The sequence below is a fragment of the Clostridium sp. CS001 genome, from assembly GCF_020443565.1.
Taxonomy (GTDB): domain Bacteria; phylum Bacillota; class Clostridia; order Clostridiales; family Clostridiaceae; genus Clostridium_AD.
Genome location: NZ_JAIZZN010000004.1, coordinates 41,050 through 53,533, shown reverse-complemented (window position 1 = coordinate 53,533; position 12,484 = coordinate 41,050). Strand labels below are relative to the sequence as shown.

The 12,484-nt window shown below is 32.4% G+C and carries 11 protein-coding genes; all 11 read left to right on the top strand.

Annotated features, from left to right (window positions below):
- Positions 1-39 precede the first annotated feature (39 nt).
- The 11 genes from secD to LGK97_RS04205 all read left to right on the top strand — a co-directional run bounded on the left by secD (position 40) and on the right by LGK97_RS04205 (position 12,474).
- Positions 40-1,305 carry a protein translocase subunit SecD gene (gene secD, locus LGK97_RS04255; RefSeq protein WP_226258505.1) on the top strand — a complete coding sequence of 422 codons (1,266 nt, stop codon included), beginning with the start codon at positions 40-42 and terminating at the stop codon, positions 1,303-1,305.
- Positions 1,306-1,309: 4 nt separating this feature from the next.
- Positions 1,310-2,185 (top strand): protein translocase subunit SecF, encoded by an 876-nt coding sequence (gene secF / locus LGK97_RS04250; protein WP_226258504.1) that lies wholly within the window; start codon positions 1,310-1,312, stop codon positions 2,183-2,185.
- A 182-nt stretch (positions 2,186-2,367) separates the two neighbouring features.
- Complete coding sequence (locus LGK97_RS04245) at positions 2,368-3,258, top strand: DHH family phosphoesterase (protein WP_319001549.1); 891 nt, start codon at positions 2,368-2,370, stop codon at positions 3,256-3,258.
- A gap of 105 nt (positions 3,259-3,363) precedes the next feature.
- Positions 3,364-3,882 carry an adenine phosphoribosyltransferase gene (locus LGK97_RS04240; protein ID WP_226258503.1) on the top strand — a complete coding sequence of 173 codons (519 nt, stop codon included), beginning with the start codon at positions 3,364-3,366 and terminating at the stop codon, positions 3,880-3,882.
- Between the two features lie 125 nt (positions 3,883-4,007).
- Positions 4,008-6,200, top strand: a complete 2,193-nt coding sequence (locus tag LGK97_RS04235) for a RelA/SpoT family protein (RefSeq protein WP_226258502.1) — start codon at positions 4,008-4,010, stop codon at positions 6,198-6,200.
- A 34-nt stretch (positions 6,201-6,234) separates the two neighbouring features.
- Positions 6,235-6,681, top strand: a complete 447-nt coding sequence (dtd, locus tag LGK97_RS04230; RefSeq protein WP_226258501.1) for a D-aminoacyl-tRNA deacylase — start codon at positions 6,235-6,237, stop codon at positions 6,679-6,681.
- Positions 6,682-6,711: 30 nt separating this feature from the next.
- Positions 6,712-7,320: an MBL fold metallo-hydrolase gene (locus tag LGK97_RS04225; protein ID WP_226258500.1), complete on the top strand. Its 609-nt coding sequence runs from the start codon at positions 6,712-6,714 to the stop codon at positions 7,318-7,320.
- A gap of 56 nt (positions 7,321-7,376) precedes the next feature.
- Positions 7,377-8,819, top strand: a complete 1,443-nt coding sequence (locus LGK97_RS04220) for a coproporphyrinogen III oxidase (RefSeq protein ID WP_226258499.1) — start codon at positions 7,377-7,379, stop codon at positions 8,817-8,819.
- A 20-nt stretch (positions 8,820-8,839) separates the two neighbouring features.
- On the top strand, positions 8,840-10,093 hold the full coding sequence (gene hisS / locus LGK97_RS04215; RefSeq protein ID WP_226258498.1) for a histidine--tRNA ligase: 1,254 nt from the start codon (positions 8,840-8,842) through the stop codon (positions 10,091-10,093).
- 72 nt (positions 10,094-10,165) lie between these two features.
- Positions 10,166-11,950, top strand: a complete 1,785-nt coding sequence (gene aspS / locus LGK97_RS04210) for an aspartate--tRNA ligase (protein ID WP_226258497.1) — start codon at positions 10,166-10,168, stop codon at positions 11,948-11,950.
- A gap of 260 nt (positions 11,951-12,210) precedes the next feature.
- Complete coding sequence (locus tag LGK97_RS04205; RefSeq protein ID WP_226258626.1) at positions 12,211-12,474, top strand: metal-sensitive transcriptional regulator; 264 nt, start codon at positions 12,211-12,213, stop codon at positions 12,472-12,474.
- Positions 12,475-12,484 lie beyond the last annotated feature (10 nt).

Below are 12,484 nucleotides of genomic sequence, written 5' to 3'. Positions count from 1 at the left end.
ATATTGACTAATTTTGATAATCGTAATATAATTGTATTTATGAATAAGCAGCGAAGGGGGATAAAGATGAAAAAGAGAAAGAGTAGCATACTATTTTTGACCAGTGTTATAGTAGTTGCCATAATGGCATATATTGGATTTTCTGGAGCTAAAATAGGAGTGTATAGATTTAAACCATTTACTGAAACAATAAATAAAGGATTAGACCTTCAAGGTGGAATCTCAGTGCTTGAGGAGGTTGAAGGTGATAAAGTAGATTCGAAAACCTTAGACAGAACAATTGAGCTTATCTCCATGAGAGTTAATAGCATGGGAGTTAGCGAGACATTAGTTGCAAAAGAAGGCAATAATAGAATTAGAATTGAGATACCAGGTGTATTTGATTCTAAGGAAATTCTTGAAACTGTTGGGAAATCAGGAGAACTTAAATTTGTAGGCCCGGATAAGGTGACAATTCTTACTGGTAAAGATGTTAAGGATGCCACTGCATATCCAGGTGAGGCTAATAAACCTACAATAGGTCTTGAACTTAATGAAACAGGAAAGACTAAATTTGCAGATGCAACACAAAAGTTTTTAGGGCAACAAATTACTATATTCATGGATGAAAAAGAGTTAACTAGTCCTACAGTTCAAGCGGTTATTTCGGACGGTAAAGCTGTTATAACAGGAAGTAGCTCAATGGAGGAAGCCTCAAGACAAGCTCAAATTATTAAATCAGGAGCATTGCCTGTAACTTTAAAAGCTGTTTCTGTTAAAACAGTTGGAGCTACTTTAGGTGCAAATGCATTACCATTAAGTATTAAAGCTGGAGCAGTAGGAATATTATTAATATTCTTATTTATGCTTTTATATTATAGAGCACCAGGTATGATAGCAAATATATCTTTAACTTTATATGTAGTTTTAGTTCTAGGTACATTCTCAGCTATTAATGCTACTTTAACACTTTCAGGTATAGCAGGATTCCTACTTACGGTAGGTATGGCGGTAGATGCCAATGTGTTGATATTTGAAAGAATAAAAGAAGAACTTAAAACTGGAAAGTCAATAAAATCCTCAGTAGAGGCTGGTTTTCATAGAGCATTATCATCAATATTAGATTCAAATATTACAACAATAATTGCGGCTTTAGTTCTATATACAGTTGGAACAGGCGCAGTTAAAGGATTTGCACTAACGCTCATGATTGGTATAGTTATAAGTGTATTTACAGCACTTACTAGCACTAAATTCTTATTAAAATTAGCTGTTGAAATGGGACTTTTAAGCAAAACATCTCATTTTGGCGTGAAGAGGGGGTAAGCATATGCTAAAGATAGTTGAAAAAACTAAACTATGGTTTGCTATTTCTCTGATCGTAATTGTAATAGGAATGGGATTCATGGTAACTAATGGATTAAATCTAGGTATAGACTTTAAAGGTGGAACAGTACTTGATTTTAAGATGAATCAAACATTTGTTAAAGCAGATGTGGATAAGATAATTGATAAACATGCAAAGAATGAATACTTATCTAAAACAGTAGATGATGCAAAGAACATAGAAATAACAATAAAAAGTGATGCGCTGTCACCTGAGGAAATAGCAGTCATGACAAAAGAGATTAAAGCTGAATTTAAAAAAAGCGAATTAGTCTCACAGGATACTATTGGTGCATCAGTTGGTAATGAGTTAAAATCAAAAGCGATAACTGGTTTAATTATTGCTACCATTTGTATGTTAGCTTACATTGGATTTAGATTTGAACTTAAATTTGGTGCCGCAGCTGTAATTGCATTATTACATGATATTTTAATTACTGTTGGAGTATATGCAGTATTCCAAATACCTGTAAACTCTGCGTTTATAGCCGCTATTTTGACTATTGTTGGTTATTCTATTAATGATACAATTGTTATATTTGATAGAATAAGAGAAAATCAAAAGAATATGAGAAAAGCACCACTTGAAGAAGTTGTTGATGTGAGTATTACACAAACAATGTCAAGATCAATAAATACAGTTGCTACGACTTTATTTACTATAGTTTCGGTATATGTATTTGTGCCATCTATTAGAGAACTAAGTGGTCCTTTAATAATAGGTATATTAGTTGGATGTTATTCTTCAATTTTCATAGCAAGTCCTGTTTGGTACCTGCTTAAGAGAAAGAAAAAGAATTTAGGCCCTATAAAAGAATAAATTACAAGCTAAAGATTGTGTAAGATAAAGTTTGATTTAAATGGCTAAAAATTAAAGACAGAGAAGTATGATGTATCAAGTACTTCTTTGTCTTTTTTTATTACTTTTAAAAAGTATTTGTAAAAATTACGAATTTAAATTATAATTAGTTTTGTTTCAATTAAATTTGAGGAGCTTTTAAGGTGGATTATATTAAAAACATGCAAAAGAGTAACAATGACTTTATAAATTATAATATGTATGATCCATTCTTACTAAAAGGAATGGAGGATGCATTATATAGAATTGTGAAAGCTATAAATATGAGAGAAAAAATTGTCATTTATGGCTTCTATGATGTGGACGGTATTACTGCAATTTCATTATTGATGTTAGTGCTGAAGTTTTTAAATGCTGATGTTGAGTATTTTATACCAAGCGAACCTACAGAAAGCCGTAATTTAAATGAAAAAGATATTATTAACCATATAAAGTACTTAGGGCCAGCGCTTATAATAACTGTGGGTTGTGGCACAAATTCTTTCAGTGAAGTAGAACTATGTAACCACATGGGGATAGATGTTATAATTACAGATTTCCACGATCCTATTAAACAAGCTCCTAATACCATTGTTGTCAATCCAAAGCAGAAGGGTTGTAATTACCCTTTCAAGGGATTATGCACATGCGGAGTGACGTTTAAACTAGCTCAAGCTATTTCATCTTACTACAAAATGAAGTCCATTAATAAATACATAGATTTAGTGATGATAGGAACTATTTCTAGTAAAGCATATATAGACAGTGAAAACAAAGTATTTATTGAAGAAGGTATGAAGCAATTAAATTCTACACATAATTATGGAATTTGCGCACTAAAGAAAACCCACAACATTAATGTTATTAATGAAGACACAGTATCAAAACTAGCATTAACGGTAATGCCAACTATTAATCCTATTGGAAGAATGGATAATGCTAAAATTGCAGTTGAACTTTTTACTACCTCAGACAGTTCTAGGGCGCTTCAGATATCAAAATATTTAGCTAAAGAACTGAAAAATAGTCTCATTCTTGAGTTGGAGAATACATAATCTTTAAGTTGCATATATAAGACATTATAATATATAATGAGCTGTATAGAATATAATGAAATATTAGTGTCTAGGCGCTACGATTTTATTTTAGGAGGAATCATCGTGGATTTAAGAAATAGTATTAGAATAATAGAAGACTTCCCCAAGAAAGGTATTAGTTTTAAGGACATAACAACGTTACTTCAAGATGGAGAGGCACTTAAGGTTACTATAGATAAAATAGTTGAAGACCTTAAGGATAAAAATGTAGACATCATAGTAGGACCAGAGGCAAGAGGATTTTTATTTGGAGTACCAGTAGCTTATGCTCTTGGTGTAGGTTTTGTACCAGTTAGAAAACCAGGTAAATTACCTTATGATACCATGGCAGTTGAGTATGACCTTGAATATGGCAGTGATAAACTTGAAATCCATAAGGATTCAATAAAACCTGGACAAAAGGTAGCTATAATTGACGACTTGCTTGCCACAGGAGGCACGGTAGCTGCAGTAACAAAGCTTATTGAACAAATGGGAGGAGAAGTTGTTTCCTTGAATTTTGTAGTTGAATTAACTGAACTTAATGGGAAAGATAAGTTGCAAGGTTATGATATAACCTCTCTTGTAAAATACAATATTTAGTTTGGTATATTAAATTGAGAAGCCATTAAATTAAAATTGCATAATTCTACACGATATTATATAATATTAGTAAAAAGTATTGGCTGGTTAATAAAACCAGCCTTTCATTTTAGGAGTGTAAAGCCATGTTGGAAAAATTGCTATATAAGATTGAGAATAATTGTAATAATATAGATAAAGAGCTAATTATTAAGGCCTTTAATTTTTCTTATGCTGCACATAAAGAGCAAAAGAGAGAGTCGGGGGAGCCTTATTTTGTGCACCCAGTAGAAGTAGCTTGCATTTTAGCGGAAATGGGGCTTGACACTAGCACAATTGTTGCTGGCTTACTCCATGATGTAATTGAAGACACAATATACACATTTGAAGATGTTAGTAGAGAATTTAACATAGAAGTAGCAAATTTAGTAGAGGGTGTTACGAAACTGGGTCAGATAGAATATAAAACAAAGCAAGAAGAACAAGCTGATAATATTCGTAAGATGCTTTTAGCTATGGCTAAAGATATTAGAGTAATTCTTATTAAGCTAGCGGATAGGCTTCATAATATGCGTACTTTAAAATACATGCCAGTTGCAAATCAAAAACTAAAGGCAAAAGAAGTTTTGGATATTTATGCCCCGTTAGCCCATAGGCTTGGTATGTCTAAAATCAAATGGGAACTTGAGGACCTGTCTTTAAGATATTTAAATCCAAATGAATATTATAACTTGGTAAGAAAAATTGCAGAAAAAAGAGTTGAGAGAGAAGAGAATATAACTAACATAATGCAAGAATTAAAACTCAACTTGGACATTGTTGGGATAGAAGCTGATATTGATGGGAGACCAAAACATTTTTATAGTATTTACAGAAAAATGGTTACAAAAAATAAGACTATAGACCAAGTATTTGATTTGACTGCAATTAGAATTTTGGTTAATGATATTGGAAATTGTTATGCGGCTCTAGGTATAGTACATACGGTTTATAAACCAATTCCAGGGAGATTTAAAGATTACATTGCAATGCCAAAGCCTAATATGTATCAGTCATTGCACTCTACAGTAATAGGACCTCACGGGAAGCCTTTTGAAATTCAAATTAGAACTTATGAGATGCATAAAACCGCAGAATACGGTATTGCTGCTCATTGGAAGTATAAGGAAGAGGCAGAGGAAGGCAGTGAGGGTACTTCTGAAAATTCTGACTCTAAATTTTCTTGGCTTAAAGATATTCTTGAATGGCAAGGGGAAACCTTTGATGCAGAAGAGTTTATGGAAGGGTTCAAAACCGATTTATTCTCGGATGAAGTTTTTATATTTACACCTAAGGGTAAGGTTATTAATCTACCACTTGGTGCAACCCCAATAGATTATGCATATACAATACATACAGATATAGGGCACAGGTGCATGGGTGCAAAGGTAAATGGAAGAATGGTACCTTTAGAATATAACTTAAAAACTGGAGAAATAGTTGAGATTATAACTTCACCTACTCCTAAGGGGCCTAATATTGATTGGCTGAATATTACAAAGAGCAATCATGCTAAAAGTAAAATTAAAGCTTGGTTTAAAAAAGCTAAAAGAGAAGAAAGTATAGAAAAAGGAAAAGAATTATTAGAAAGAGAGTCCAAAAGGCAAGGGTACAACTTTGGAGAAATTGCAAAAGAAGAGCCTATGGATAAGATATATAAAAAATATAATTTTAGAACGCTAGATGATTTATTTGCTTATGTTGGTGTGGGAGATATTATGCCTTCTACAGTGGTTAATAGACTTCGTGAGTTTTTTGAAAACAAAAACAAACAGGAAGATATGACAGCACAAGACATCGAGCACAAGATAACTAAGAGTTCAAAGGAAGATGAGAAAAAGAAAATAGATTCCTCAGGACTAATAGTCAAGGGGGCAGACAATTTACTTGTACGATTTGCTAAGTGTTGCAATCCTGTTTTAGGTGATGAAATAATGGGATATATCACTAAGGGAAGAGGGGTTTCTGTTCATAGACGTGATTGTAAGAACGCAGCAGCTTTAAAAAATAACGAAGCAAATAAAGTAGTTGAAGTAAGCTGGGGGTCACGTGAAGGTAAAGGATATATCACTGAAATCCAAGTTAAAGCAGATGATAGGTATGGCTTATTGTCAGACATTATGGAGATAATAACATTAACAAAAATACAGTTATACTCTTTTAATGCAAAAACATTAAAAGGTAATGTGGCTTTAATAAATATAAAGCTTAGAATTGTAGATATAGACCACTTAAAAGAATTACAAAAGAAAATAAATAAATTAGCTGGTGTAATTGAAGTTTACAGAATAAAAAACTAATAAGATAGTTTTATTACAATTAGGAGTGAGATCGATGAGAGCAGTAGTACAAAGAGTTAAATCATCAAAGGTTGAAGTTGATGGAAAAGTTGTTAGTGAGATAGGTTTTGGATTAAATGTACTTCTTGGAATTTGTGAGGAAGACACTCAAGAGGATATCAAATTTCTAGTAGATAAGATATTAAACCTTAGAATTTTTGAAGAAGATGAGAAAATGAATAAGTCCTTAATAGATGTAGGTGGTGAGCTTCTTGTAGTTTCTCAATTTACATTGTATGGGGACTGTAGAAAAGGTAGAAGACCAAATTTCATGAGAGCATTAGGTGGAGAACAAGCTAAAGAATTATATTTAGAGTTTGTTAAACAATGCGTTGATGCTCTAGGTGATGTTAAAACTGGAGACTTTGGAGAAGATATGCAGGTATATATACAAAACGATGGACCGGTAACTTTACTTTTAGAAAGCAAAAAAGACTTTTAGATAGCAAAATACACTTCTTGGAGGTATAAAATGGAGATTAGAAAAGTTGTCGCAGGAATTTATGGAGCAAACTGTTATATAGTAATGGATAAGAAAACTAAGGAAGCCGTTGTTATAGATCCAGGTGGAGATGTAGATGACATTTTAAAAGCTATAGCGGCCATAGATGCAAAGGTTAAATATATACTTTTAACTCATGGTCATGTGGATCATACATCTGGTGTGGAAGAGCTTAAATCTATTACAAATGCAACCGTATGTATGAGTAAAAATGATAATGATTTAATAACTGATGGTGAGCACTTATTTGGGCCTCTTATTGAAGGTGGAGCAGATAAACTATTAAAACAAGATGATGTAATAAGAGTTTCAGATATTGATGTTATTTGCATAGATACTCCTGGTCATACACCTGGAGGAATGTGTTTTTTAATAGAAAACTATGTTTTCACTGGTGATACACTTTTTTGTGGATCTATTGGACGAACGGATTTTTCAGGGGGAGATTTTAATACTATAATTACTAGTATAAAATCAAAACTGATGTCGCTTCCAGAAGAGACTATTGTGTATCCTGGTCATGGGTCTTGTAGCACCATAAATAGTGAAAAGTTAAACAATCCTTTTTTGCAGGATTAATATAAGCAACAATAATAATATAGGTTTTATAAACTATGTTTGATTAAGGAGCTAAAATGATTAAAGTAAAATTGAATAACGTAGAATATAGATATGATGTATTTCAAATAATAAATTTATTTTTTTTCTTTCCTGATATTAAATTTGTAGAGGAAGATTCTAATTACAATATTAATGTTAAGGAAAATACAGTGGAGATGTACTGTGACTTGCCTCATTGCAGCTTTCCAGAGTTTAAGTATTCAATTAATAAATCAAATAAGCTTAAAGACGAAGTTAAAAAAGCTGTTTTTTTATGGTTTTTTAAAATTACAGGTAAAGAATTACCTTGGGGTACTTTAATAGGAATAAGGCCTTCAAAAAAAGCGCTAGAGCTATTACAAAAGGGAGATTCAGAAGAGAGTATAGTAGAGCAGTTTAAAGAAAAGCATTTAACTAGAGAAGATAAGGCACAACTTTGTATTGATGTTGCAAAGTTCGAAAAAAACATTGTAAACACAAAAAAAGATAATATAAGTATTTACATAGGCATGCCCTTCTGTCCTACTCGATGTGTATACTGCTCTTTTACCTCAAGCCCTATTGGAACTTTTAAAGGAATAGTGGATACTTATCTGGTTGCTTTATCCCATGAAATTGAAAGTATTAGTGAATATGTTAAACAAAAGAATCTCAATGTTGAATGTGTATATTTTGGAGGTGGAACTCCTACATCTGTAAATAACCAGCAATTTGAAATTATAATGAAGTGTATTTATGAGGCATTTATTAAGCAGGGTAACGTAAAGGAATTTACGGTGGAATGTGGAAGGCCAGATAGTATAACTTTTGAAAAACTTAGTACAATGAAAGAATATGGAGTGCATCGAATAAGTATAAATCCCCAAACTATGAATGATGATACCCTTAAATTAATTGGAAGAAATCATTCTGCACATAGCGTATGCCAAACATTTCACATGGCTAGAGAACTAGGCTTTGATAATATAAATATGGATTTAATAGTAGGTCTCCCAGGAGAGAACATTTCACATATGGTAAAAACTTGTAAGGAAATACTTAAAATTAAACCTGATAGCATTACAATTCATGGTATGTCTATAAAAAAAGGTTCAAGGCTTCATGAAAGCATGCTTAATAATCAGCAGTTTGAGATTCCAGACCAAGAAGAATTAAATGAAATGTATGAGCATACTGTGGAACTCTCTAGAAAACTCAATATGAAACCTTATTATATGTATAGACAGAAGAATATGGTGGGCATCATGGAGAATATTGGTTATGCTGTACCTTCCAAAGAAGGGATATACAATATTCAAATGATAGAAGAAAAACAGACAATTATTGCACTTGGTGCAGATGCAGTTTGTAAGGTTGTATTTTTAGAAGAAAACAGACACGAAAGATTTGCAAATCTTAAGGACATTAAAGGCTATATAGAAAGAATTGACGAGATGATAAATAAGAAGATTGAACTTCTAGATACATTGTATAGCTAGAAAGGTAAAGGAGGAACATTATGATAATTCAAGCGCCTAAGGGCACTAAGGATATGTTACCCGAAAATGCTTATAAATGGCAGTATGTAGAAAATTTATTTAGAAAACTATGCAGCGTATATGGTTGCAAAGAAATCAGAACACCTATGTTTGAAAGTACTGAGCTGTTTGTAAGAGGAGTAGGCGAAACTACAGATGTAGTACAAAAGGAAATGTACACCTTTGAAGATAAGGGTGGAAGAAGTATTACACTAAAACCAGAGGGAACAGCGCCTGCAATAAGGGCTTTTATAGAACATGGACTCTTCAATGAAGCACAACCTACAAAATTATATTATTTTACACCTTGTTTTAGATATGAAAAAATGCAAAAGGGAAGATATAGGCAACATCATCAGTTTGGAGTTGAAGTTTGCGGTTCAAAGGAAGCTTCTATTGATGCTGAGGTAATTAGCCTTGTCATGAAAATATATAAAGAACTTGGAATACAAGGTGTGCAACTTAAAATTAACAGTATGGGGTGTCCACATTGTAGAAAAAAATATAATGAAGCATTAAAAGTATTTTTGTTTACTAAACATGAAGAACTTTGCGGAACTTGTGTAAGTAGACTTGAAAAGAATCCACTAAGAATTCTAGATTGCAAAGTTAATAGCTGCAAAGAAATAGTTAAAGATGCACCTATTATCTTAGATTACATATGTGACGAATGCAGTACGCACTTTGAAAATTTGAAAAAGTATCTTGAAATTATGGATATAGATTTTGCAGTTGATACCCATATAGTACGAGGACTTGATTATTATAGCAAGACTGTATTTGAAGTACATGATAAAAATGGTATTGCAATATGTGGTGGTGGAAGGTATGATAATTTAATTAGTGAGATAGGTGGACCAGAACTTCCATCTATGGGTTTTGGAATGGGAATAGAACGATTACTAATGTCTATAGAAGAAAGTGGTATAGAAATTCCTAAGGAAAAGTACATGGAACTCTTCGTAGGTTCTATGAATGAAGAAGCAAAGTATGAGGCAATTAAGATTGTAAATGCTTTGAGAGAAAATGGAATTAAGTGTGAATGTGATCATATGCAACGTAGCGTAAAAGCACAAATGAAATATGCTAATAAAATCGAATCATCTTTTACAATTATTTTAGGTGAGGATGAAATCCTAAGTAGAACCGCTAAAATAAAGAGAATGTGTGATGGAGAGCAGTTGCAAATTAACTTGGATAAATTAGAAGACATTATTAATATAGTTAAAGCTTAATGCTTAAGGTTAAGTCTTAAGGATTAAGAATAATAGATAAAGGCTTAAGAGCTAAGAAAGGATGGAAATAAAATGGCAGAAGCGTTAGAAGGCTTAAAAAGAACCAACATGTGTGGAGACCTTAGAGAAACACACATATCAAATAAAGTAACAGTAATGGGATGGGTTCAAAGAAAAAGAAACTTAGGAGGTCTTGTTTTTATCGATTTAAGAGATAGAACAGGATTACTACAGTTAGTATTTGGCGAAAAGATAAACAAAGCAGCTTTTGAAAAAGCAGACTTAGTAAAACCAGAGTATTGCATAGCTGTAACAGGTGAAATTGTTAAAAGAGAATCTGTAAATGAAAATATGCCAACTGGACTTGTGGAACTTAAAGGAGAAAGCATAAAGATATTATCTGAATCAGAGACCCCACCAATATATATAAAAGAAGATTTAGATGCATCAGAAAACATACGTCTAAAATATAGATATCTTGATTTAAGAAGACCAGATATGCAAAAAATTCTTATGATACGTCATAAAGCAACTAAGGTGGTTCGTGACTTTTTAGATGAAAATGGATTTTTAGAAATAGAAACACCTATGCTTACAAAAAGTACTCCTGAAGGTGCTCGTGACTATTTAGTTCCAAGTAGAAACTATCCAGGAATGTTCTATGCACTTCCACAATCACCACAACTGTTTAAACAATTATTAATGGTGTCTGGATATGATAAGTACTACCAAGTGGCAAGATGCTTTAGAGACGAAGACTTAAGATCAAATAGGCAACCGGAGTTTACACAAGTGGATATTGAAATGTCCTTTATTGAGCAAGATGATGTTATGGCTGTAAATGAAGCTTTAATCAAAAGAGTATTTAAAGAAGTAGTAAATGAAGATGTAAGTCTTCCTATAAAAAGGATTACCTATGCAGAAGCTATGTCTAAATATGGTTCAGATAAACCAGATTTAAGATTTGGAATGGAAATAGTTGATATATCGCAAGAAGTAAAAGAAAGTGAATTTGTAGTATTTAAAGGCGCCATAGATAACGGCGGTTCTGTACGTGCTATAAAAGTTGATAACGCTGCAGATATGGGCAGAAAGAAATTAGACAAATTAGGTGAATTTGTTAAGACCTACAAAGCAAAGGGTCTTGCGTGGATTGCCTATAAAGAAGACGAAATAAAATCACCTATATCTAAGTTCCTAAGTGAGGAGCAAATGAAAGGAATACTTTGCAAAGTTAATGCAAAGCCAGGAGATTTGGTACTTATAGTAGCTGATAAAGACAGTATTGTATTACAAACATTAGGGGCATTAAGATTGCAATTAGCTAAAGAACTTGAAATCTTAAAAGATAATAAGGAATTTAACTTTGTATGGGTTACAGAATTCCCACTAGTAGATTACAATGAAGAAGAAAATAGATATGTGGCAGCACATCATCCTTTTACAATGCCAATGGATGAAGACTTACAATATCTAGAGTCAGAGCCAGGTAGAGTTCGTGCTAAAGCTTATGATATGGTGTTAAATGGTGAAGAATTAGGTGGAGGAAGTATAAGAATACATGATTCTGCATTGCAAGAAACTATGTTTAAAGTTTTAGGTTTTACACAGGAGAAAGCATGGGAGAGATTTGGATTCTTATTAGAGGCCTTTAAATATGGTCCACCACCACACGGCGGACTTGCTTTTGGACTAGATAGAATGATAATGTTCTTAGCGGGAACTGAAAATATTAAGGATGTTATAGCCTTCCCTAAAAATCAAAATGCTTTCTGTCCAATGACTGAAGCACCAAACATGGTAGATGACAAACAGCTTACTGAACTCGGTATCGAAAAAACACAGAAAAATAAGTAGTAGTCTAATAGAATATATTTTAAGTAAAAGGAGTATAATATCAAAACATTATACTCCTTTTATCTTTACATTTTACAAATATTGCAGCATCGCAGATTATGATTTAACTCTTGATTTTTATTTGCAATGGTGGTAGTATTGTAAATAATACCTATACGGGGTATGCCAATTATTTATTAGAATTAATCTATTATATTAAATATAGGAGTGATAAAATGGTAAAGGAAACTAATGAAATTATACAAGAAGAAAATAAATCAATGAATGATGAACTAGTGAAAGATATTCAAATAAGACTAAGAAAGATTGAGGGCCAAGTTAAAGGTATAGAAAAAATGGTTTCGAGCGAAGCTTGTTGCAAAAATATATTGGTGCAAGTTGCGGCTGCAAGGGCTGCTATGAATAAAGTTGGTGGCCTTATTTTAGAGCGATATACAAAAAACTGTCTTCTAAGTGAAAATGATTCTGTTGAAGAAGAAAAAGTTGATGAGTTAGTTTCAACTTTCCTTATGTTTTTAAAGTAAAAAAAGAAGT

Bases quoted from the DNA above. Each gene is read 5' to 3' on its own strand.
- secD (WP_226258505.1), top strand. From the start codon at position 40: ATGAATAAGCAGCGAAGGGGGATAAAGATGAAAAAGAGAAAGAGTAGC.
- secF (WP_226258504.1), top strand. From the start codon at position 1,310: ATGCTAAAGATAGTTGAAAAAACTAAACTATGGTTTGCTATTTCTCTG.
- LGK97_RS04235 (WP_226258502.1), top strand. From the start codon at position 4,008: ATGTTGGAAAAATTGCTATATAAGATTGAGAATAATTGTAATAATATA.
- dtd (WP_226258501.1), top strand. From the start codon at position 6,235: ATGAGAGCAGTAGTACAAAGAGTTAAATCATCAAAGGTTGAAGTTGAT.
- LGK97_RS04225 (WP_226258500.1), top strand. From the start codon at position 6,712: ATGGAGATTAGAAAAGTTGTCGCAGGAATTTATGGAGCAAACTGTTAT.
- LGK97_RS04220 (WP_226258499.1), top strand. From the start codon at position 7,377: ATGATTAAAGTAAAATTGAATAACGTAGAATATAGATATGATGTATTT.
- hisS (WP_226258498.1), top strand. From the start codon at position 8,840: ATGATAATTCAAGCGCCTAAGGGCACTAAGGATATGTTACCCGAAAAT.
- aspS (WP_226258497.1), top strand. From the start codon at position 10,166: ATGGCAGAAGCGTTAGAAGGCTTAAAAAGAACCAACATGTGTGGAGAC.
- LGK97_RS04205 (WP_226258626.1), top strand. From the start codon at position 12,211: ATGAATGATGAACTAGTGAAAGATATTCAAATAAGACTAAGAAAGATT.